The organism is Bdellovibrio sp. BCCA, from assembly GCF_037996825.1.
Classification (GTDB): Bacteria; Bdellovibrionota; Bdellovibrionia; order Bdellovibrionales; family Bdellovibrionaceae; genus Bdellovibrio.
Genome location: NZ_JBBNAC010000001.1, coordinates 147,254 through 170,104 on the forward strand (window position 1 = coordinate 147,254; position 22,851 = coordinate 170,104).

Annotated in this window: 22 protein-coding genes; 10 read left to right on the top strand and 12 right to left on the bottom strand. The window is 43.0% G+C overall.

Annotated elements, in window-relative coordinates:
* Positions 1-31: 31 nt before the first annotated feature.
* The 3 genes from AAAA78_RS00740 to AAAA78_RS00750 form a co-directional block, all read right to left on the bottom strand.
* The gene (locus AAAA78_RS00740) at positions 32-2,857 is read right to left on the bottom strand and encodes a hypothetical protein (RefSeq protein WP_340589808.1); all 2,826 of its coding nucleotides are present in this window, start codon (positions 2,855-2,857) and stop codon (positions 32-34) included.
* A 125-nt stretch (positions 2,858-2,982) separates the two neighbouring features.
* Positions 2,983-4,782: an Lnb N-terminal periplasmic domain-containing protein gene (locus AAAA78_RS00745; RefSeq protein ID WP_340589809.1), complete on the bottom strand. Its 1,800-nt coding sequence runs from the start codon at positions 4,780-4,782 to the stop codon at positions 2,983-2,985.
* On the bottom strand, positions 4,772-5,248 hold the full coding sequence (locus tag AAAA78_RS00750; RefSeq protein WP_340589811.1) for a DUF3015 family protein: 477 nt from the start codon (positions 5,246-5,248) through the stop codon (positions 4,772-4,774). The genes AAAA78_RS00745 and AAAA78_RS00750 overlap by 11 nt, the downstream gene beginning before the upstream one ends.
* Positions 5,249-5,359: 111 nt before the next feature.
* On the opposite strand from AAAA78_RS00750, the gene trxA reads away from it, so the two are divergent.
* The 3 genes from trxA (at position 5,360) to AAAA78_RS00765 (ending at position 8,096) form a co-directional block, all read left to right on the top strand.
* Positions 5,360-5,710: a thioredoxin gene (gene trxA / locus AAAA78_RS00755; RefSeq protein WP_340589812.1), complete on the top strand. Its 351-nt coding sequence runs from the start codon at positions 5,360-5,362 to the stop codon at positions 5,708-5,710.
* Positions 5,711-5,762: 52 nt separating this feature from the next.
* Positions 5,763-6,218 carry a DUF4430 domain-containing protein gene (locus tag AAAA78_RS00760; RefSeq protein WP_340589814.1) on the top strand — a complete coding sequence of 152 codons (456 nt, stop codon included), beginning with the start codon at positions 5,763-5,765 and terminating at the stop codon, positions 6,216-6,218.
* A 739-nt stretch (positions 6,219-6,957) separates the two neighbouring features.
* Positions 6,958-8,096, top strand: a protein-coding gene (locus AAAA78_RS00765) for an IS3 family transposase (RefSeq protein WP_340589816.1) whose coding sequence is annotated in 2 segments (ribosomal slippage) — positions 6,958-7,216 and positions 7,216-8,096 — 1,140 coding nt in all. Because the reading frame shifts where the segments join, the coding sequence is not laid out codon by codon here.
* A gap of 23 nt (positions 8,097-8,119) precedes the next feature.
* Here the strand turns inward: AAAA78_RS00765 and AAAA78_RS00770 are convergent.
* From AAAA78_RS00770 to AAAA78_RS00805, 8 genes are all read right to left on the bottom strand, one after another.
* On the bottom strand, positions 8,120-8,566 hold the full coding sequence (locus AAAA78_RS00770) for a hypothetical protein (protein ID WP_340589818.1): 447 nt from the start codon (positions 8,564-8,566) through the stop codon (positions 8,120-8,122).
* 178 nt (positions 8,567-8,744) lie between these two features.
* The gene (locus tag AAAA78_RS00775; protein WP_413944836.1) at positions 8,745-9,251 is read right to left on the bottom strand and encodes a peptidylprolyl isomerase; all 507 of its coding nucleotides are present in this window, start codon (positions 9,249-9,251) and stop codon (positions 8,745-8,747) included.
* Positions 9,252-9,436: 185 nt separating this feature from the next.
* Positions 9,437-11,743 carry a glutamine-synthetase adenylyltransferase gene (locus AAAA78_RS00780; protein WP_340589821.1) on the bottom strand — a complete coding sequence of 769 codons (2,307 nt, stop codon included), beginning with the start codon at positions 11,741-11,743 and terminating at the stop codon, positions 9,437-9,439.
* Positions 11,736-13,118 carry a translocation protein TolB gene (locus AAAA78_RS00785; RefSeq protein WP_340589823.1) on the bottom strand — a complete coding sequence of 461 codons (1,383 nt, stop codon included), beginning with the start codon at positions 13,116-13,118 and terminating at the stop codon, positions 11,736-11,738. The genes AAAA78_RS00780 and AAAA78_RS00785 overlap by 8 nt, the downstream gene beginning before the upstream one ends.
* A 15-nt stretch (positions 13,119-13,133) precedes the next feature.
* Entirely contained in the window at positions 13,134-13,967 is an 834-nt protein-coding gene (locus AAAA78_RS00790; protein WP_340589825.1) for a cell envelope integrity protein TolA, read from the bottom strand.
* Complete coding sequence (locus AAAA78_RS00795; RefSeq protein ID WP_295902482.1) at positions 13,964-14,380, bottom strand: ExbD/TolR family protein; 417 nt, start codon at positions 14,378-14,380, stop codon at positions 13,964-13,966. Before AAAA78_RS00795 ends, AAAA78_RS00790 begins: the two co-directional genes overlap by 4 nt.
* 8 nt (positions 14,381-14,388) lie before the next feature.
* Positions 14,389-15,135 (bottom strand): protein TolQ, encoded by a 747-nt coding sequence (gene tolQ / locus AAAA78_RS00800; protein WP_340589826.1) that lies wholly within the window; start codon positions 15,133-15,135, stop codon positions 14,389-14,391.
* Between the two features lie 74 nt (positions 15,136-15,209).
* The gene (locus tag AAAA78_RS00805) at positions 15,210-16,076 is read right to left on the bottom strand and encodes a hypothetical protein (RefSeq protein ID WP_340589828.1); all 867 of its coding nucleotides are present in this window, start codon (positions 16,074-16,076) and stop codon (positions 15,210-15,212) included.
* A 203-nt stretch (positions 16,077-16,279) separates the two neighbouring features.
* Here AAAA78_RS00805 and AAAA78_RS00810 point away from each other — a divergent pair, with 203 nt between their 5' ends.
* From AAAA78_RS00810 to AAAA78_RS00840, 7 genes are all read left to right on the top strand, one after another.
* Positions 16,280-16,732 carry an RrF2 family transcriptional regulator gene (locus AAAA78_RS00810; RefSeq protein WP_340589830.1) on the top strand — a complete coding sequence of 151 codons (453 nt, stop codon included), beginning with the start codon at positions 16,280-16,282 and terminating at the stop codon, positions 16,730-16,732.
* Positions 16,725-18,176 carry a Fe-S cluster assembly protein SufB gene (gene sufB, locus AAAA78_RS00815; protein WP_340589832.1) on the top strand — a complete coding sequence of 484 codons (1,452 nt, stop codon included), beginning with the start codon at positions 16,725-16,727 and terminating at the stop codon, positions 18,174-18,176. The genes AAAA78_RS00810 and sufB overlap by 8 nt, the downstream gene beginning before the upstream one ends.
* Position 18,177: 1 nt before the next feature.
* Complete coding sequence (gene sufC, locus AAAA78_RS00820) at positions 18,178-18,930, top strand: Fe-S cluster assembly ATPase SufC (protein ID WP_340589834.1); 753 nt, start codon at positions 18,178-18,180, stop codon at positions 18,928-18,930.
* Between the two features lie 15 nt (positions 18,931-18,945).
* The gene (gene sufD, locus AAAA78_RS00825; protein ID WP_340589836.1) at positions 18,946-20,205 is read left to right on the top strand and encodes a Fe-S cluster assembly protein SufD; all 1,260 of its coding nucleotides are present in this window, start codon (positions 18,946-18,948) and stop codon (positions 20,203-20,205) included.
* Positions 20,206-20,212: 7 nt separating this feature from the next.
* Positions 20,213-21,442, top strand: coding sequence for an aminotransferase class V-fold PLP-dependent enzyme (locus AAAA78_RS00830; RefSeq protein WP_340589838.1), 1,230 nt, complete (start codon positions 20,213-20,215; stop codon positions 21,440-21,442).
* A complete protein-coding gene (locus AAAA78_RS00835; protein ID WP_295905407.1) occupies positions 21,439-21,999 on the top strand; it encodes a NifU family protein in 561 nt (186 codons plus the stop codon). The genes AAAA78_RS00830 and AAAA78_RS00835 overlap by 4 nt, the downstream gene beginning before the upstream one ends.
* 111 nt (positions 22,000-22,110) lie before the next feature.
* Positions 22,111-22,527, top strand: coding sequence for a hypothetical protein (locus AAAA78_RS00840; protein ID WP_340589840.1), 417 nt, complete (start codon positions 22,111-22,113; stop codon positions 22,525-22,527).
* Here the strand turns inward: AAAA78_RS00840 and AAAA78_RS00845 are convergent.
* Entirely contained in the window at positions 22,524-22,766 is a 243-nt protein-coding gene (locus AAAA78_RS00845) for a hypothetical protein (protein WP_340589841.1), read from the bottom strand. The genes AAAA78_RS00840 and AAAA78_RS00845 overlap by 4 nt on opposite strands.
* Positions 22,767-22,851: the final 85 nt, after the last annotated feature.

The following is a 22,851-nucleotide window of genomic DNA, read 5'->3' on the forward strand; positions in this document are numbered from 1 at the left end:
AATATCTTAAGTATCAAATCCCGTACCAAGATTAGTATTTTCCAGGCATTGACATGCCTCTCATAGCAGCTAGTTTTGCTTGGATTTCGTTATTAAACTTCTGCTGTTCCATATTGAGACGTTTCACATTGCGAATCTTTTCCCAGCTCACAGCGTTTGCCATGCTTCCGTACATCATCACTTCTGAAGCAAGCGCTTGAAGATTTTCAAGAGCTGTCACAGCAAGATCTCTTTGTTGTTTATTCAATTTCACAACAGCACCTTCTTGTGCATCGCCAACTCCCAACAACGTAGACACTTTTGTCAGTGCACCTTGAATGTTTGTAAGCTGTTCTTCAAGCTGGTAGTTTTCAAGATCAGATTGAATCACTTCGCGGCCTTCAGCTGTACCGACTTTAATGTGTTTGATAAGTCCATTAAGAACCGCAAACTGATTGTCGACTTCTTTAAGAGCAGCGTGAGCTGGTGCTGTTTCTAAAATGTGTGCAATATCAACTTTGAACTCTTTTGAAGGAGTCAAAAGTTCATTCAAAAGAGAAAGGTAAACACGCTCTTCCTGGAAAGCCGAGTTCATACCGCCGTTAAAGATCGGTCCACCTTCGTAGTAGCGTTTTTGTGCTTCACGATTGAAGTACAATTTCAAAGTTTTCCAAGGCGTATTGACGATCGGTCTTCCGTTAAAGAAGCTGCGACCTGGGTAATACACTGCCTTGACAAGTTTAACGACGATTTCATCGTAGCTCTTACCATACTCTTCAAATGCTTTTTGCATTTGGCTTTCTGTTTTTTCTGTCCACCATTGCGGGAATGCTGATTCACCTTGGCCGCCAACTACGGAGGGACGAGCTTCGTTAATCAAGTAGCTGATCGCACCGTTATAAGTCTTTTTCGAAGCTGTTCTGAACGGGAATTTGTAAATGTTCTCAGCTGGCAATTGCGCCATTCCGAAGTGTTCACAGTTATTAAAATAATCACCTGCTGCTTTGATTTGTGGAGGCAAGAACACAGACGGGAAGCCCGCAGAGTTCTTCACAACTTTTTCGCCTTTTTCCACGTCAGGGCCGCACATCATCTGCATAAGAAGGTAGTCCGTGATTTTCGGAGTAAAGAACACACCGACTTGACGGTAGTAATTCGAACTCTTGATTGTATCTGCAGAGGACGGAGCTTTTTCGTAAGCTGCCAAGAATCCACGACCTGGCTCCATCATTGGGATTGGAGCGCCCATGGAACTGTAAATTTCTCTTAAGATCTTTCTGTAATTCATCGATACAGAAAGATTTTGCGCAGAGTATGTGATTTCGCGGTAAAGCTCACTTAAGCCTTGGCCGATTTGTACACGCTCGCCTGTGCGAAGTTTACCAAGGAACGAAGCAATCTTTGTTTTTTCTGGCGGATAAAGGTATTTAGCGTCTTCACCTTTAAGAAGGTCATCTGCTTTAACAACGGCATCGGCCACTGTATCAAGTTGCATGTTTTCGATAAACAATGGATTTGTGAAGTAAAGATCCTCTTTGCCTTCAGCCAAGTCTTTTGCCTTAACACCATTCATTGGATAAATGATTTCAAGCGGTTTTACTTGAGATTCATTAAAGCGAGAGTTGCGCACTTCGTTCACGAAAGTGTTATAGAACGCGTAGCTTGTGTTAAACATCGAAGTCATTTGATGAAGAGCCTCAGACCAGTTTTGGTGAGCTTCATAAACTTCAGACATATTCATCATACGCCAATCGAGCATTTTCTTTCTAAAGTCTTTGATCTCAGCCTGAAGGTCTTTATCTGATCCGCTCCACTGAGATTTCTTCATAAGATTCATTTTTTCATTCAGCCGATCATTGATGTCATAGAACTCGGCTCCATCAAACATGTTCTTCCAGGCGTATGTGACTTTGCGATTGAGCCATGCATCGATAGCCACGAAGAACGCGATTTGCACGCCTTTTACAAGAAGAAGGCGAATGCCTTTTAGGTACATTGTACCTGGAACCAACCAAAGAGCGATATCAACACCTGTGATGCGAAGAACTGATTTTGTGATCACGGATTGGACCACACCGGCCAAACCTGAAGAGATCAACATAGAAACGATACCAGGAGCGAACTCCCAAACTTTCTTCTGAATCACAAGATATTCATAAGCTTTTGAGCAAGGATCTGCATCGATACCAGCTTCTTGATCTTTAGCTGTGACTTGTTTTCCCATCATCACTTTCGCACAAGCCATCACATTTGGATCTGAAGCCACTTGCGAAAGATAAGTTTGCAGGAAAGCCCCCACAGTCATTCCAAGATATGGAATCATATGGTGGAACTTTGGATTTTTCATGTACATCGCAAGAACGTTGGAAGTCACACCTTGGGAATACATAAACGTAAAGAAACCAAAAACACCAATCGGTGAAAGAGAGTGATCAATGTGTTGTTGCATTGCAATTGGGTTTTGCGAATAGTTTGTAATAAGTTGGCCCGCAACCACAGCGCCCATTGCCACGAAGAAAATGGCAGATTCCGTCGGAAGATTTCTAACAGAGTGAGACCAAGCCGATTTATTCGCGGCTTTCACTCGAACCATCTCATCCATCATCATTTTATTTAAAGATTTTGGAGAGAATTTGCGCAGTTGCGTTTCTTCAGCAAATGGAACTTCCATCGCCAGTTTATTTGTTTTCTTATCGTAGACGAGGGCCTTTTTAGAGTTTTTATCTAGCTCCAAACGATAGCCGAGTGGTTCCAAATAATCGCGATAAGCAGCAAGCTGTGCTTTGTCTTTTTCACTCCATTCAGGAGCTGCCAAAACTGGGGAAATCACCATATTAATTGTGGCAATCGCAGTTAAGATCTTTTGGAACCATTTCATGGCTTACTCCTTAGATACGTTTGTATCACTATGAATAGAAGCAAGCTTTGGGCCCCTCAGCTCAGTTTTATGAATAATTGGCACGTCTCAGAGTGAGACAGAGCCGTAACAGGTCACTAGGCTGTCTAAAAGACGACGGAGATCATCCATTCAGGAATGTTGTCTCGGACTTTGGATTCAAGGCGCAGTTCGCTCTTACGAACATCGGTGGAAAGACCAATTCCGTACTCTGAAAAACCCCTCCCTTGAGAGGTGTTGTGCAGATACTTCGTATATATCAAAGAGCGCACAAAAGAAGTTTTCGACATGAGAAGCCCTTCGACTCCAAAATGAGGTTGAGCTGTGTCGGCAAGATCATAGTTCTCTGTTACTGCCATAAAACTAAAACGAGTGGCTTTAAATAATGGAAAATCAAAGCTGTATCCTGCTCCTAAATTTACATACGGAGAAAGTCTCGGCTCTGTTCCGATGTCTACGGTCCACGTTAAAGGGGTGTCTAGTTCCGTGATTGGTGAAGTCGAAAGAATTTTTACTAAAACCGCCTGATAAAGATCCAAGTTTTGTTTTTCTGAGAAGTAGCGAAAGTCAGCACTTAAAACTTCCAAATGTGAAAACGTCGAAAGTCCGCTGTCATCCGAAAGAAGGTCATGGAAAGTTCTGCGATACTTGAAGCGGTAAAATTCGTTTTCATCTGCTTTGCCGTACCCAAGGTAAAATGCATAAGAGTTCGCGCCAAAAAGAGGTGAAGGTGGATTTGGAATCTGCAAAGGCTCCGTTTGTGGGCCCAGCTTTGCTCTTGCGACTGACAGAGGATACTTTTCTTCCTTTAAATCCTTTTCCTCTCGATACTCTTTGATGGCTAAATAACTTAAGATGGCTTCTAAGGCCTCGGCTTGTTCTTTAGTTGAAAGTTTTTGCAAATCGGTTTGAGTCTTTGCATAAACAATTTCTTTGAGAGCTTTTTTCTGTGAATAGTTCAGAGACGTGAATCGAGTTTGCCATTCCGCCTGTAATGACAGACGAAGTTTTTCGCCGACAAGCATATTGTGCTTCTTCAGTTCTTTGACAGTGTCTATGGGAATTGTCACGTCATAGAATGATGCAGAAGCATTGAGTTCGGGTTTTGCAACTTCGATCAATTCCAATATCTGCTGTGAACAATTATCATCTGCAAAATAATAAGGTGCAAAGCTGCCATCAAGTTCCAAAAGATGATCAATTAAGAACGTAACTTGTTCAGGAGAAAGATCCAATCGATACTCCCAAAGGTTGCGCCCTTCAAGGTTCGTGTACTCACGGATTTTTTGATAATAGGGAAGCATAGAATAAGCGCCAGGATAAAAACCAAAAAGACCTTTGAGGGCGTAAAGAGCGCCGGTATCTTTCCCCGTGACCGCCGCATAGTTAATTCCGTAATCGAGAAGCTCAAGTTCACGGGTGTTCTTGGGATTGTGCACGCGTAAAAATGTATGACCGAAACTTGAACCGGCGCTGCTTAGGTCGCTAGCTGCAAAAATAATATAAATTTCTTGGGCACCAAGCTGTGTCTTCCACTGATCTCTTTCACTACAAGAAACCAAGTCACTGGAATCAACCGCTAGAACATTTTTGAGCCAACTTGTTCTGGCCAGATAACGACATTGAGATTTCTGAGCAGTGTCTTTGTTAAAAAGAAGTTCAATAGTTGCAAACAGTTCGGCTTTAGGATCTTCAGATCCGTTTTCTGAAACAAAGAAATTTCCAAGAAGGGGAGACTTATAACCTCCGAAAAGATTCTTGCGATAGTGACCAAGCTTTATCCACTGCGGATCTTGCCACAGGGCTTTTTCTTGAGCTTGCTTCTGATAACGAAGAATATTTTGGGAGGTTAAGCCCCACGCAAAAAGTGGGGCTAACAAGAAAATAAAAACTAAATTAAGAACCATGGCACATTTGAGCAAGATCGCTCTGAGCTGCCAACTCTTTATTTAGATTTTGTACCATCTCAACAGCAGACGTATTTGCTGTAGGAAGAATTTTTGCATAAGAATTTTGCGCGAAAGAACCGAACGCTTTTTGGGATACGTCGTTACGGCAACCTTTCATTTGTGCCAATGTCGCAAGCTTCTCACCATGACCTTGCGCCATCTCACGAGAAAGCTCTTCTTGATTTACTTCAACGAAGTATTGAACTTCTTTATCGTTCATCACAAGACCGCTAGAAGAGCAGCCCGAAGTTCCTGATGTGATACCTAGAGGTTGAGTCAAAAGAACTGAGTTCGTCGTCATCGCCAAAAGCTGCAAACCTTTGGAATTTTTCTGAATGATAACGCTGCCTAGACCGCAACCTGCGTCACCGGCATATGCTTGAAAACCCGTTAAAAGCAAAATAGAAACGATCAACTTTTTCATAAAAGCCTCCTGAGGATTATTTGTATTAAATCGTTGCTTATTTAATAAAGAACATCAAAGCTTTTAGGGAGGCTCCTTGATTCATAGACCTACGCCCAACCGGGAGGAAACATGGCTGTGTTAGAACTCACAAAAGAAAACATCCAAGAGACCATCGAAAAAAATCAGCTTGTGATCATTGATTTCTGGGCTACGTGGTGCGGACCATGTCGTCGTTTTGCTCCGATCTTTGAGCAAACGGCGCTGAAGCATCCAGGCGTTGTTTTTGCAAAATTGGATACGGATGCTCAGCCAGAGGTTGCTGCGAATTTTGAAATCAAATCCATTCCAACAATCGCGGTGATCAAAGAAGGCGACATCATCTTTATGCAGCCAGGAGCTTTGCCTGAAGAGGTTTTCGAACAGGTTGTAGAAAAGGCCAAAGAAGTCGATATGGCCGAAGTTCGTAAACAAAATTCGTAAGCTTTTTAAATTATTCTGTACTTTGCATAGGTCCCTGGATAAGACGGGGCCTATGAAAAAGACAGCTCTTATTTTGATCTCTGCCTTGTCATTAAATGCGAACGCGGTTTCTTGGAAGGTCTATGGTCCTTGCGACGAAAAACCTGTTGCCCAAGGCGAAGCGGTTGCTGACCTCACGAAATCCGTCGGTGACATCAGCGTAGAAATTTTTGATCAAAACAAAGTTCCCTATATCGGAGCCGCCGAGGGATTTAATTCCATCATCAATACACCGACGGGAATGGATTCTATCGAAGTTGTCTCGGACACAGAACTGAGAGCCTACGGTTGGTGCTACTCCATCAACGGAAAAACACCCAATGAAATGCCTCACCAAATAAAATTCAACGCACAAACCGACAAACTCGTTTGGTTTTATGCGTACACCACAAACATTAAAAACGAATGGCAAGACGATTACTGCTCGCCAGCGTATTGGATCAAAGCCAAACAATTCTGCGGAAAGTAGACTTCAAAACAAGGTGTGTCTAATAACAAAAAGTATAACTAGGAAAGTTAATAAGTAATAAGATCTAAGTAATCGCCGCGAGTATTCCTGCATTCTTTTTTCATAACGGGAATCAACGTAAGATCGCCATCTATTTTGGAATGGAAAAATCCTGACAAAAAAACGCGCTTTAATACTATATTCGTTGAATATTTCATCTGATGGGTAGCTTTCGGCTACCCATTTGGAGACAAATATTGAAACAGTTAGTAAAGCGATGCTTATTGTTGTAAGTACGATAGTCATATTAATCTAGAATGATTGTTTTTTATTTTCTGATGTCTTAATAGTCCAATTGATTTAAAAATAGTCCGATTAGGATTCTTAGCAATAACAGAATAAAAATTGTACGCCACAACGCTCTAAACATTTTTAGTTTCTTTACTTCTTCCCTGAAAAAATACTCCTCATCTTTCATTGGAACGAAGGTGATACTGATCCTTTTTAAAAAACTGATCTTGTTAAGTACTTTAGGGCGTATCACAAACTCTGCAACTACAAAAAGGACTACTTTTATAAGTAGAAGGAACATATTAAAGTAGATCCCGTAAATTAATAAATTATTTGTAGATATAACGCCTCCTATAGCCTAGTCAAACCAGCGCATATCGCTGCCAAGGCGAGTGCTTTAATGACCTGCACCCCTTAACTTAGCCCACCCTGTAAGGTATATTGTGGTGGTATAAATAAGGAATTGTCTATGGCAAAGAAGAAGTACACACCAGAACAGGTCGTGCAAATTCTAAGAAATATTGAAATTGAGCAAGGTAAAGGCGCAACTCAAGAAGAAGCCGTTAAAAAGTCAGGTGTAACACTGCAAACCTATTTTAGATGGCGCAAAGAGTACGGTGGGCTCAAAACCGACCAAGCTCGCCGTTTGAAGGATCTTGAAACCGAAAATATGCGACTCAAAAAAATAGTTGCTGACCTTGCGCTTGATAACTCCGTATTAAAGGAGATCAACAAGGGAAACTTCTAAGCCCGTCGCGAAGAAGAGAGGCTGTCGAACACGCGATTGAAAAGTTTGGCATATCAGAGCGTCGGGCTTGCAAAATCTTAGGTCAGAATCGAGCGACGCAAAGATACACAGTTCAATTTTCTCCCGAGGAAGATCGTCTTACTCGAGATATTATTGAACTCGCCAATCTTTATGGAAGATATGGTTATCGTCGCATTACGGCTCTTCTGCGCAATCAAGGATGGAATGTAAATGCAAAGCGAGTGGCACGCATCTGGAAGCTTCACGGACTCAAGGTTCCAAAGAAGCAACAGAAGCGTGCAAGGCTGTGGGATAGAGAAGGCTCATGTATCCGCTTACGACCTGAACGCGCAAACCACGTTTGGTCTTATGACTTTGTCATGGATAAAACTCATGACGGAAGAACAATCAAAATGTTCAACGTCATAGACGAGTTCACAAGAGAGAACTTAGTGATCAAGGTAGCAAGAAAACTCACAAGTGAAGACGTCATCGAAGTCCTTGGCGATCTTTTCTTAACTCGCGGAGTTCCTACGCATGTCCGTTCAGATAATGGCCCAGAGTTTATCGCAGCAAAACTTCGTCTTTGGTTCGAACAACTGGAGCTAAAGCCTTTGTTTATTCAGCCAGGAAGCCCATGGGAAAATGGCTATGTCGAGTCGTTCAACGGTAAACTTCGCGATGAACTTTTGAAGAGAGAAATATTTTATTCGTTAAAGGAAGCACAAGTAATGATTGAGAAATGGCGGGTTCACTACAATACGAAAAGACCACATAGCTCACTTGGATATAGACCACCAGCTCCAGAAACTTTTTCACCTACACCGATAAAGATTGAGCAACGACTAGTCGCAATGTAGGTGGTATAAACATTGGGGTCAGGTCAATCCACGATTTTCTTTAGATCAAAATCAGTGAATTGCGCTTTCATCGGAGGTTGCGCTTTTTTGAATTGAGTTGTGCTGATTGTTCCCACGCACTTTTTCGCAACATCAAAAGTGTATTCATTTAAACTCAAACGATCGCGCCTTTGCACCAGGGCTTTATCTTTAGATATCGCAAGCCCAAGCTGCGTGTCGGCTGTCGGTGTTAACGATTTAAAAACTCGCACGCCTTCAGTTTTCACGGGACCGAAAGAAAGCTCCATCCACTCCATAGGAGGCTCTAAAGTTCCCAAGGTGTTGAGCACTTGTTCCTCACAGGGAATCACGAGAGCTTCGCTAGAGATGGATCTATTTTTCTTTACGGCTTTTGTAGGGACTGTTTTTTGTGCGAAAGAAAAAGACGGAATCAAACTTAGAACGATCAGAAGTTTTCGAATGTTTGTCATATCTCAAGCATAGAGGATCTTATGGCGAACAAAAGTCGTGTTTTGCGAAACTAGACGGAACACCCTTCTGAAACTTTTAGAACAGAAAAATATTTGATCCAATAAATTGGGGATCGGTGAAATAAAAAAAGCCCGATGTCTCCACCGGGCTTTTCTTATTCAAATTTGAATTTCAAAACTACTTAACGATTTGGATGTGTTTGATTACTACCGGCTCAACAGGACGATCCATCGGACCTGTCTTAGAGTTTTCGATAGAGTGAACAACGTCCATACCCTCAACAACTTCACCGAACACAGTGTGACGGCCATCCAACCAAGGAGTTGGAACAGTTGTTACGAAGAATTGCGAGCCGTTCGTGTTAGGACCTGCATTCGCCATTGAAAGGATGCCTGGTTTATCGTGCTTTTGTTGACCAGGAGTGAATTCATCTTCGAAACGATAGCCTGGACCGCCAGTGCCTGTTCCAAGTGGGCAACCACCTTGAATCATGAAATCTTTGATCACGCGGTGAAAAGTCAAACCATCATAAAATGGCTTTTTAACTTTGCTGCCAGTTTTAGGATCGGTCCACTCTTTCGTGCCTTCAGCCAAACCTACGAAGTTCTCAACTGTCTTTGGAGCCTTGTCGCTCAAAAGTTTAACTTTAAAATTGCCTTTGGATGTTTCAAAAATCGCGAACATCTCTTTTCCTTTCTCGCCAGCTTTAGTCGCTTTATCTTTTTTTCCTGCTTTGGTTTCTGTCTTAGCATCTGCGCGGAAGCTGAAAGCCGCCAATAAAAATGCAAAAAGGTAAATCCAAAATACCTTTTTAATATCGATATTCTTCGACATTTTGTCTCCCTGACTTTTGTCCAACCCTTTCACTATTAGTGAGGCTGCCGACGAGGGTCAAGTTCCTTCAAAATTGCAATGTTACCTGCGAGAAGCTCCGAAACCTCATTCTGCAGATTTGCCGGAGGAATTTGGAGCGCCAAGGCAAGAGGCTGAAAGGACTCATGATTTGGCTGCAGTTCTACGAGTGATTCTGACGCAACAAGTTGAAGCATCTGCTCTATTTGACGCAATCTTCCATAGTTATGTTGAAGAGCAAGGGATTTTGCTCCCATTTGAGAGAGAAAATCCATCGTATGAGACGAGGGCGGATTGATTTTATGACTTAAAAGATAAGTCTGCGCGGCCAGCTCCACGTCCACAAGACCACCTTCGCTGAACTTCAAATTCGGAATGGAAGATGAGGCTGGAAGAAGTTGCTGACGAATGCGATCCAGTTCCTGCAGTTCCTCCGTTGTTAAACCTCGGTTCATGAAATGCGTGAAAGGAATTTCGTTGGCGTCACCAATCCATCGAGCTTTTAAGTAAGCTTGTCGTTCCCAAGCTGAAGCTTCATTAGAAAGATACGCGTTCAAATCCGCTTTGGGAATGACGAGCGGTCCCGCCTTTCCCGAAGGTCGCAAGCGCATATCAATAGAATAAATATTTCCGCCGCGATGAGGTTCGGTGAGGCGGGTGATAAAACGTTTCGCGACTTTAAAATCATTTTCTGTCGGTTCATCCGGCACAACGAAAATAAAATCTAGATCCGATCTAAAACCCAATTCCTGTCCGCCCCATTTTCCTAAAGCGAGTACTTGGATCTGCGATGGATACTCTTTTTTTAAAGCCGCGAGAAGATTTTCAACAATCGTATCGGCCGTAGAACTCAAGTTTTGTAAAAGCGTCGGAAGATCTTTGTCTTCTAAAAACTTACTTCCGTTAATCACTTCCGAAAGAAGTCTTTTCTCTGCAAGCTCTTCTAAAAGAGTCCCTAAATCTTCTGACGGCTTGTCTTGCGCACGGTACACAAAACTATCCAGAAGCTCCGGACGATTGCAGAGAATGCGCGATAAATAAGGAGAATGACCGAAGAGCCACGCAAGTTCCTGCAGTAATTCTTTTTCCCGCAAGAGCATTGAAAAGAAACTCGCCTTTGCACGCGTACCGTGAATGAAATCTTTTAAAAGTAAAAGCCCGCGACGAATATCCCCTTTTTGTTCCTGCAAAGTCTCTAAGAAGGAGGCAAGGAAGGCTTTTCTTGCCAATTCATCGCGACCTTTATTGCGAGATAAAACTTCTTGGCCCAAGATTTCTTGCCACAACTCTTCAAGATCTGATTCAGGCAATCCTACTTTGGCGAGTTCCTCCTTCAAGGAAATTTCTTGAGGAGCTTCTCCCAGCAAAGTTTTAACGATTTGATCACAGCGTTTCATTTCGTTCGCAAGAGTCTTTAATGCTGTCGTAACAAAATCAGGATGAGATTCTTTCATTTTAAGCAGATGAGTTTGTTCGTCGTGCAAGGCTTGGACGTAATTTTCTAACTTCCGCAAATTCCAATAATGAGAACAAAGAAAGCGCGCTTCCTCCGTGGGGAGAAGTTGTTTCTGTTCAATAAGGCTTAAAGCTTCCGTCGTACCACGGACTTGTAAACTTGTATCGCGCCCACCGTGAATCACTTGCAAGGCATGCGCGAAAAGCTCCACGTCACGAATGCCACCGACTCCCAATTTTAAATCGATAACGTCATCTTGTGTTCTAGCCCAGTAGTGACCTTGAATCTTTGAGCGCAAAGTTTTTAAATCTTCAAGCAAAGTAAAATCGAGATGCTTACGGAAGGAAAACTTTTTTGCAAAGGCCATGACCTCAGTCTGCACATGAAGATCACCGCAAACAGGGCGAAGGCGAACGAACGCCAAACGCTCCCACGTTTCGCCATAGTTTCCGTAATAATCTTTAAACTGATCAATAGTTGGAATCAAAGGTCCTTGTTTTCCGCCGGGACGCAAATCAAAGTCCACACGGAAAACGAACCCTTGAAAGTTTCTTTCACTCAAGATTTTTTGGAACTTGCGAAGATGTGAAAGGGAAATAGCCTCTTCATTTTCAGCAACTAATAAAAGATCCACATCCGAACTTAAATTCAGTTCGTGCGATCCCAATTTTCCAAGCGTAAACAAGGCTACTTTTTCTTGGGAAAAACAATAATCAAAAGCTTTTTTAAGAAGATCGTCGGCGACGAGGCTCCACTCTGAACAGATTTTATCCGGAGCCTCGGAATCGGTTTTTGCAGAAAGAGCAAGGCGAGACCAAATCTCGCCACGTTCTTTTCTGAGTTGTTCCTCAAAGGGAAGATTAGTCAATGTTCGTAGACCATTTAGGTTTGTAGTAGTTGTAGTTGTCGTTTGTTACACGACGCTCTTCTGTACCATCCACCGTAGAAATATAGATTTGATTTTTTCCAGTGCGATTGCTTGTGTACATCACAAAGCGACCATCCGGCGAAAACGAAGGGTCTTCGTTGCTTGCCATTTTACCGTTTGGTTTTTTCGCAGAAGTCAGACGAATCATTCCTGTGCCATCGGCATTCATCACAAAGATATCAAAGTTGTTGTCACTTTGACCCGAGAACGCAATTTTCTTTCCATCCGGAGACCACGCCGGAGAAGAGTTAAACACACCCGCAAAAGTGATGCGTTTCACGTTTGATCCATCCGCATTGGCTGTGTAAATCATCGGACGACCTGCGCGATCGGAAGAAAACGCAAGCTTTCCATCTTCAGACATTGCGGGCTCTACGTTCAAGGCACCTGCAGGTCCATTCGTGATTTTCCCAACAAGGTTTCCGTCCAAAGTCATTTTATAAATATCAGGACTGCTTCCTTGAGAAATCGTCAGATAAATATTTCTTCCATCCGGAGAAAAACTCGCGCCTGAGTTGATACCTTGACGGTAAGAAACCAAGGAGCGCTTTCCAGAAGCCAAATCCAAAAGAAGCATATCCGCATTTCTAAACTTTGCACCCACACGTTTTACGTAAGAAGTGTAAGCGATTTTCTTTCCATCCGGAGACCACGCTGGAGAAATGGAAATACTGCGGTGATTGGAAACTTGCTCCATATTCGCGCTATCCCAATCCATCACATAGATTTCTTTAATCTGCGACCCCGCACGGTCACTCGAAGCGACCACGCGAGAAAGGAAAGGACCTTCTTTGCCAGTCAGAGCTTTTAAAACGTCATTTGCAAAAGTGTGTGCAATACGACGGGCGCTGCTCACGGGACCTTTATACTTTTTGCCAAGAACCAAATTCGCGCGCGGAACGTGGTAAGTGTAAGTTTCAAGAGTCACTTCATTACCCACAATAGAAAATCCCGCACGGATCAAGAAATCAGCACCAATTGCCGACCAACTTTGGAATTTAAATCCATTCGGTTGACCAGGAGCTGGCATCAAACCTGTTTTGCTTGTGTCTTCAAGATAAGCACTTTGATTGATGAACTGAAAATATGAAGAAACAGAAAGGTCGTTTGAAATAGTGTTAAAGAGTTCAACACCGACAGATTGATATTTCGACGCACTTGATGGAGCCCCAAAATATTGAAACGCAGGCATGGCCATCAAACTTTTTTTCGTGCGAGCTTCGCCGAGTTTAATATAGATACCGTTTTCTTGCGCCTGAGAGAATACAGGAAAAATACTTACAGCCAGGAGCAAAGCTAAGAGCTGCTTCATCATGAGGGCCTCCTAAAATTATTCTGGGAATCCGATCAGGATTCCGTCTACGGACACGATCGCTAAAAATTTCTCTGGTGGAGCAGGGAAAGGAGCAGATCGATCAATAGTTGCTAATACTTCTTCATCGTAACTGGCATTTCCGCTAGATTTAACAATTTTTCTACCCAAAATATTTCCACGCGAATCAATAAATACGCGAGCCTGGGCCTTAAAGTCTCTTTTTGCAAGCCACTCTGGCAAAGACCAATTCTGTTTAATATGACTATCAAGATCCGACGCGTATGTATCGTGCTGAAGCTTCGTGAGTCCCGTTAGTGATGTCCCAGGTGACAACACATTGCCTTTGATCTTTTGTGTCCCATTATCAGCTTTACCATGAGCTGGCGGAGCTTTCGCTTTTTCTTGAGCCACATCTTCTTTGATCTTTTCAAGGGCGGCCATGGCTTTTAATTTTTCCAAAGCACTCTTCTGCTGATTTTTAACTTTTTCTAAATTAACGCCATCCTCTTTTTTTTCAGGCACTTTGATAGGCTCTGTTTTTGGCGGCGTTTTTTTCTCAACAACTTTTTCAGGTGGTTTTTCCACAGGCTTTTCTTTAGCGACTTCTTTATCCGGCAATGCTGCCTTCGCTTCTTCTTTCGTAGGAGCTGGCAAAGTTTTTGGCTCGACCTTATCAGGTAAGCCCACCATATCCACGCGCACAGCTTGTGAAAAATCAATTTGTTCAGGCGTAAAGAACACCGTTTTCAGAGTGAAAAACGAAATAATCAGCGCGTGGATCGCAAAAGAGATCCCGATGCCGCGTGATAACTGATCATTCTGTGGTATTTCTTGCTCTAAATAGTTCACTGGTCTTTAGGAAGAGTGATAAGCCCGATGTTAAAGATCCCGGCGGCACGCACTTCTGCCATGGCTTCCGCGACGAAACCATAATCCACTTTGCGATCCGCTTGGATGTAAACTTGTTTGTTCTTTTTGTTCTCAAAGATGGCTTTCAATTTGGGACGAAGTTCATTCATCGCAATTTTAGTTTTAGCTACCGTCATTTTTTGATCTGGTCCAATCACCAAAACAAAAGGCTCTTCGTTCAGTTCCACTCCCGAAGAAGATGTCTTAGGAAGATCGACCTCAATCCCTTGTTGCATCAAAGGAGTTGTCACCATGAACATAATGAGAAGCACCAACATGACGTCCACCAGGGGAGTCACGTTGATTTCACTTAATGTTGCGCGGCTTTTTGATTTACCGCCTCCATTACCCATTCCCACGATTAGTTTCCTTGAAAGAAGTTTCTCTTCACGATGTTAAGGAAGTCGGCATTAAAGTTATTCAATGCGATCTCCTGTTTGCGGATGCGAGAAATAAAGTTGTTATAAAGAACAACCGCAGGAATCGCTGCCGCAAGACCGATCGCCGTTGCAATCAAAGCCTCTGAAATACCTGGAGCCACGACGGCAAGGCTCGCGGATCCTGTTTGTCCGATTTTATGGAAAGAGCCCATGATCCCCCAAACAGTTCCGAAGAGACCAATGAAAGGACCCGTACTTCCCGTTGTCGCAAGAACCGTCAAACGAGATTCCAGTCGTGCGATTTCATTTTCAGAAGCTTTGTTCAAGATACGCTCAAGGTTGTCGATACCTGACAAGATGGGTTTGTCTCCATCTGTTTTTGCAAGAAGAGGAGACTCAGAAATCTTTTTCATTTCAAGATAAGCCGCTTTAAAAACACGCGCGATGGAAGAATCGTGATATTGATCGATGTCTTCATAAAGAGTGTCCAAAGAATTTACTTTCCAGAACTTGTTCATGAAAAGATCGTCGGACTGATTCATCTTTTTAAATGTTTGATATTTCGTATAACCAATTGCCCAGCAGAAAACAGACAAGACAATAAGGATCATCAACGTAAGCTGAACAATGGGGCTGGCCTGAAAAATCGCATCAATGGAGCTGGTATTCACTGATACAGAGGGAGCGGCTTGAGCCACATTTACAAACAAAGAAAGAACAGCGGACATATCTTGACCTCCGACGTGGGACGCATTCCCATCCTTAGAGTAAAAAGATATGCCCAAATGCAGTCGAGTTCAACCTATTGAGCAGGACCTTGGCCGAGAAGACGAAGCAATTCTGGCAAATTCTCTGTGATATATCCGTCAGCTTTGTAGCGACTCGCCTCAGCAAGTTGAGCTTCGTTCTGAATAGGACCGAGGAAAATTCTTTTGTTGCGACGACGCATTTCTTCGATGATGTCAGAGTTAAATGCAGGACGTTTCAAAAGTGTGAATGGAGCGATGAACACATCGCCTTTAAACTGTGTTGATGGCAAAACATAAAGTGAATCAAACGTCAAAAGACGCATCAAATCCGGAGTGCTTGTTCCGTACACCCACTCAGGCTTAAGGTCTTTGATTGATGTCATGATGATCAACGCTTCACTTTGAATAAGTGTTCGCTCATTGGGCTTTAGGTTGCTAATCGCATCAACCAGAGCGGTGTGCGCGTCAGCGACGTTGTCCACGATATTTAAAACAAAACGTGTTTGCGGAAGTTGTTCATAAAATTCTTTGAGCGCTGGAGTTGTTTTATAAAACTCGTTGATCTGCTCCCAAGGATACTCAGAAAGCTTCGAACCGATCATAATCGGAGTCGTCGGATTTTTTTCCTGCTCCTGATGTTTCATTTCCAGGAATTCTTTATCGCGACTTGCAGGCAAAACAAACGGCACCTTCTCGCGAGAAAAACGAACATCGAGCCAGATCACGGCATCTGGGCGCAGTTTTAAAATCTCTTGAGCGCCTGGCAAAGTGTCCGTTTTGACAATAATCATAGGAGTGGGGCCAGAAAAGAAGGCATGTTCATATAAAGGGTAGTTCTGACCCAATCCCCAAATACGGGCCATCAAGATAAGAATTCCTAGAACAACGACAGTGGCGAAAGTAATGAAAAAGATTCTCATAGGACCTTCGTATAGCACCCTAAGATCTTGAAATCAGCAAATTTTTTCAAAACATACCTGAAGTATTCTGTCACAACCTTAAATACGTTAAAATTAGGCGTATTTCTCATTGTTTTTCATTTCGCTTTCGTTTAGATATGCGCTATGCGCACAGAGTGGAGCGGCCTTGGCCGCGGAACTGAAGTAGCTAAAAAGAGAATTTTATGAACAAGATCAACCGTAAACTCGAATACGCACTCATGGCTTTAAAATACATGAGCAAAAAGATTCCTGGAGAACTGACAACTGCCAAAGAAGTTTCAGATTCTTTCCATACGCCTTTTGATGCGACAGCTCGTGTGATGCAACAGATGGCTCAAAAAGGCGGCATTTTGCGCGCCGAATACGGAGCTAATGGCGGATATCAAATCACGAAAGACCTTGCGAAAGTTTCCATTCACGATCTTGTGGAAATCATCGAAGGCCCGACAGCTCTAGTGAAGTGCCTTCACAAAGAAGCTCCTTGTGAAATCCAAGGAACTTGCAACATCGTTTCGCCTATTACTCAACTTAATAATCGTCTCACGGAATTCTATAAAAGCCTGAGCTTGAAAGATCTTCTAGTGGATAAATCATTGACTGGTAAAAAACCAGCGGAGGCTGAGGCTCATGGATAATAAATCCTCAAACAACCCTCTTGATAGCTACGAATACAAATACGGTTTTTCGACGGACATCGAAACGGATGTCGTGCAAGTCGGTCTGAACGAAGACATCATTCGTTTGATCTCTTCAAAAAAGAACGAACCTGAATGGATGTTGGAATATCGTCTCAAAGCATTCCATCATTGGGAAACAATGACAGAACCTACGTGGGCGCATGTTTCTTATCCGCCAATCGATTTCCAGGCGATACGTTATTATTCCGCACCAAAGAAAAAATCAGACGCGGATAAACCAAAATCTTTGGACGATTTAGATCCAGAGCTGATCAAAACTTTTGAGAAATTGGGAATTCCTCTTTCAGAACAAAAGCGCATTTCTGGTATTGCGGTTGACGTCGTGTTTGACTCTGTTTCTGTCGGCACAACTCACACAGAAGTTTTAGAAAAAGCGGGAGTGATCTTCTGCTCTATTTCTGAAGCCGTTCAAAAACATCCAGAGCTTGTTAAAAAATATTTAGGTTCAGTAGTTCCTTACACTGACAACTACTATGCCGCTTTGAATGCGGCAGTCTTCACTGACGGATCTTTCTGTTACATCCCTAAAGGAGTTCGTTGTCCGATTGATCTTTCAACATATTTCCGTATCAACGCGAAGGACACCGGCCAATTTGAAAGAACGCTTTTGGTTTGCGATGAAGGCGGTTATGTGAATTACCTTGAGGGCTGTACAGCTCCTCAACGTGATGAAAACCAACTTCACGCAGCGGTTGTTGAATTGATTGCTCTTGATGATGCGGAAATTAAATACTCTACAGTGCAGAACTGGTACACAGGCGATAAAGAAGGCCGCGGTGGTATTTATAACTTCGTAACAAAACGTGGAAAAGCCGCTGGAAAACGTTCGAAGATTTCTTGGACTCAAGTGGAGTCAGGATCTGCGATCACTTGGAAGTATCCGTCTTGCATCTTGCAAGGGGATGGCTCTGAAGGGGCGTTCTACTCTGTGGCTTTGACTCATGATCTTATGCAAGCCGATACCGGAACAAAGATGATCCATATCGGTAAAAACACAAAGAGCACGATCATCTCTAAAGGCATCTCGACAGATAAGTCTTCAAATACTTATCGCGGCCAGGTGAAAATCATGCCTTCAGCAGAAAACGCACGCAACTATTCTCAGTGCGATTCGATGCTTGTCGGTGATAAGTGCAGTGCAAGCACGTTCCCTTATATTGAAGTGAAAAATAAAACGGCGACATTGGAACATGAAGCGACGACTTCACGAATCAGTGAAGATCAGATCTTCTATTTGCAGTCTCGCGGTCTTGATATGGAAAAAACAATTTCAATGCTGGTCAATGGATTCTGTAAAGAGGTCTTTAAAGAATTGCCTCTCGAATTTGCCGTGGAAGCTGTGAAATTAATCGAAATGAAATTGGAAAACTCGGTAGGATAATATGTTAGAGATCAAAAACCTCCATGCACGTGTTGAAGAAAAAGAAATCCTTAAAGGCTTGAACCTTAAAATCAACGCCGGTGAAGTTCATGCCATCATGGGACCTAACGGTTCTGGTAAATCCACTTTGTCTAAAGTTCTTGCGGGTCATCCTGCTTACGAAGTAACTGCGGGCGAAGTGAAGTACGATATCAACTTCCAAATGAAGAACTTGTTGGAGCTTGAACCAGATGAAAGAGCGAAAGAAGGAATCTTCTTAGCGTTCCAATATCCTATCGAAGTTCCGGGTGTGTCTAACTTCACATTCTTGCATACGGCATTTAACTCCATCCTTGAGCACCAGGGTTCTGAACCTATGCCTGAAGGGGAGTTCCGTGAATTCCTCGTGCAAAAATTAAAACTTGTTAGCATGAAGCCAGAATACTTGGATCGTCCTGTGAATACAGGCTTCTCTGGCGGTGAGAAAAAGAAAAACGAAATCTTGCAAATGGCGGTTCTTTCTCCGCGTTTGGCTTTGCTGGATGAAACGGATTCAGGTCTTGATATCGACGCTCTTCGCGTCGTGTCTGATGGCGTGAATAAACTTCGTCGTAAAGACAATGCCATCGTTCTTGTCACTCACTATCAAAGACTTCTTGATTACATCAAGCCTGACTTCGTTCACGTTTTGGTGAATGGAAAAATCATCGAAACGGGCGACAGTTCGTTGGCTTTGAAACTTGAAGAGAAGGGTTACGATTGGTTGATTAACTAATCGTCGGAGCAAGCAATGAATTTACTTTCTACCTACGACAGATTCAGTCAAACAAACCCGGCAGAAGGAGCTTTAGCTTCCTTCCGCCAGGCGGGTTATGACTATGCTCTGAACAAAGGCCTTCCAACTCGTAAAGATGAAGAGTGGCACTACACGAGCGTGAAGGTTCTTAACGACGTGAATTTCATGCCTTCGGCGTTCAATCCGGTTGAACCAAGTCATGAAACGATTGTTGAGATTAAAAAATATTTGAATCCTGAATTTACAAACGTGGTGTTCTTTAACGGTGTTTTAAATAAAACATTGTCTCAAGAATTGCCTGCGGGTTTCACATTACGTGAACTTTCAGAGTATCCTAATCATTTTGATGATGCGTTCGATGCTTTGAATGGCGCTTATCTAGCAAAACCTTTCGTCCTTTCTTTGGCAAAAGAAACGTCTGTGGATAAACCTGTGAATTTCGTCTTCTTCACTTCTGTGGAAGGTGGACCTGCTTTGATGGTTCATCCGCGCATTCGTGTGGAAGTGGGAGCGCGCTCTTCTGTAAAACTTCTTGAAAGTTATTACGGAAAAACAGGCGTTTCTTATTTCGTAAACTCTGTTTTTGATTTGTCTATTGCTGACAGTGCCAAAGTTTCTTACGTGCGTGTGCAAGGTGAATCACAAAACGCGATCAATATCGGTCGCACACGTATTTCTGTTGAAAAGAACGCAAGTCTTGAAAGCCTCGCTTTTGCAACAGGTGCAGGCCTTTCTCGTCACACGTTAGAAGTGTCTTTAAAAGGCGCTGGTTCTGATTCTCAGATTTTGGGTGTTTATGCTGTTCAAGGATCACAACATGTCGACAATACGACATTGATTGATCATCAAGTGGGCGAGTGCAATACGAATCAACTCTATAAGGGAATTCTCGACGGGGAATCTCGCGCTGTATTCTGTGGAAAAGTTTTGATTCAAAAAGACGCGCAGAAAGCCAACTCGGCTCAGCTTAATAACAACTTGTTGTTAAGCTCTAAAGCTGAAGCTGACAGCAAACCAAGTCTTGAGATTTTTGCTGATGATGTGAAAGCGGCGCACGGATCGACTGTGGGACAGTTGAATCGTGAAGAGCTTTTCTATCTTCAGTCTCGTGCTATTCCTAAATCGAAAGCGATCCCGATGCTGAGCTACGGATTCCTTTCGGAAGTTATTTATAAAATTTCCGACGAGAACATTCAGAAATGGTTGTCTCGCCAATTGGATGAAGCGTTCAGCCACCTTCATCTAAATCGGTAAGAAAGATATGAGCAACATAGACAAAATATTTGCATCTGTTCGAAACGAGTTTCCTGCTTTGACTCAAAAAGTTCATGGCAAGAAGCTCGCCTATTTGGATAGCGCTGCAACGACTTTGAAACCTCAATCGGTGATTGATCGTATTACGCAGTTCTATTCGTTTGAAACTTCCAATGTGCATCGCGGGGCCCATTATTTGGGTGACGTTGCGACCCAAGCTTTTGAGTCTGCTCGTCACAAAGTGGCAGACTTCTTAGGTGCACGCCAAACCGAAGAAATTATCTTCGTGCGTGGAACGACGGAGGGTGTGAATCTCGTGGCAAACTCTTGGGGTGGAACTCACCTTAAAGAAGGCGACGAGATCCTCATCACCGAAATGGAACATCACGGGAATATCGTTCCTTGGCAAATGGTTGCCGAGCGCATGGGTGCGAAAGTTCTCGCAGCGAAAATTTTGGAAAACGGCGAGCTTGATCTTGAAGATTTTAAATCCAAGCTTTCTAAGAAAACAAAAATGGTGGCGTTCACGGCGTGCTCGAATGTTTTAGGCACGAACACAGATATGACCCTTCTTACGAAACTCGCTCACGAAGTGGGCGCAAAAGTTTTGATTGATGGGGCGCAGATCGTTTCTCAAACCAAAGTTGATGTGAAAGCGATTGATTGTGATTTCTTTGTTTTCTCAGCTCACAAACTTTTTGGTCCTTTCGGCCAAGGTGTTGTGTACGGAAAAAGAGAAATCTTAGATGGCATGTCTCCTTATCAAGGGGGCGGCAGCATGATCGCGAAAGTGACTGTTGAGAAAACCACTTACAACGACGTGCCTTTCCGTTTTGAGGCGGGAACTCCACACGTTGAAGGGGCTGTGGGCCTTCATGCGGCAATTGATTTTGTCGAGCGCATTGGTTTTGAGAATATTCACACTTACGAAATGGAACTCTTGAAAGAAGCGACAGCAAAACTTCAAGCGATTCCAGATTTGAGAATATTCGGAACTGCCGCGAATAAAGGTCCGATCATTTCATTTAATTTGAAAGGCGCTCATCATTCAGATGTGGGCCAGATTCTTGATCAAGACGGCGTTGCTGTGCGTGCTGGGCACCATTGTACTCAGCCTTTGATGGCGAGATTTGGAATTCCAGGAACTGTGCGCGCTTCGTTTTCAGTGTATAATAATCATGAAGATATTGATGCTTTAGTAAAGGCCGTGGTGAAAGCCCGGGAGATGTTGTTATGAGCACCCAAGATGTCCTAATCAGAATTCAAGCAACTCCAAATCCCAACGCGTGGAAGTTCGTGTTGGATCGTCCTGTGTTGAACGAAGGCAAAGCGACTTATGCTGATGCCAAAGAAGCCGATCAAAGTCTTTTGGCTTCAGCATTGTTTCAAGTTGAAGGAGTCCGTCAGGTTCACTTTTTCCAAAACGTGATCACGATCACTCACAACTTCGATGCCGATCCAGAAGAGATTCAAAAAAATGTCTGCTCTGTGATTCAAACTCGCATGCCAGCGCACAATCCAAATCAAACGCAATTCGATGAAAAGAAAATGCGCAGAGCAAATCTTCCTCCGGAAGTTCAGCAGATCGAAGAGATCTTGGACCAAACAGTGCGCCCGGGCCTTCAAGGCGACGGTGGCGACTTGGATGTTGTGAAGTATGAAGACAATAAGCTTTACGTTTTCTATCAAGGAGCGTGTGGAACTTGTCCAAGTGCGACTTCTGGAACCTTGATGGCGATTGAAGGAATCTTAAGGGATCAATTCAATCCAACGATTGAAGTTATTCCCGTCTAATATTCTTTAATTCAGAATGTGCCGACATAAGCCCTTACCAGAAATGGTGGGGCTTTCATATTTTAGTCTAGGTGACTTGAGCCTAAGAGTCCTTTTTCCGATAAGACCGTTATGGTCAAAGATCAAATTTTTACAGCTAAAAATGAATTTGAGCTTTATGAGGCGTTAAGAGGAAAAGTTTCCGTCGATGATTTTATCGATGGTCATATCGTGGTCGGACACATTTGTAAAAATTCTGAAAGTAGCTATCGACTAACCGAGATATTTGTTCACACCGATATTTTAAAGAACTTTGAATTTCAAAAAAAGTTTCCTGAAGGGGATTGCTTTTGGGTACTTGATGCGCGCGGCGACTTTGAAGAGATGTCGTTCGGTGGAAATATATTTCACGTTACCGTCGTTATTACTGAAGTCACTTCGTGGGTAACCGAATTTGACGTCGCGGAAACAAACGCAGAGTTCGACAACTTCATTCTGCGTCAATTAAGAGGTTCGTTATCTTCTGTGAGCAAAAAGCTGGCGGGCTAAGTCTTGTAATCAAATAATTTTTCAATGGCCGCCATGCATATTTCCGTGGGACGACGAGCGGTTTTTACTCTAAGCTCTTTCATTAAATAAAAGGCTAAAGGTTCTGTCTTGATGTATGTCGTTGAAACTTTCCAGTCTCCACCTATGGCTATTCTGCGCCTTAAAAGAAGCAGTCTTTTATTTGTAAGTCCATTCTTTATAAACAGTTCTGTCGCTGTTTCCTCGAATGCAAGATTCACAATTTGATTCTTTTCAGAATTGGTTAGTCCCAATAGGTTTCTGGCCGCGATATAGGATTGAATTATTTTTGAGCGATTTATTTCC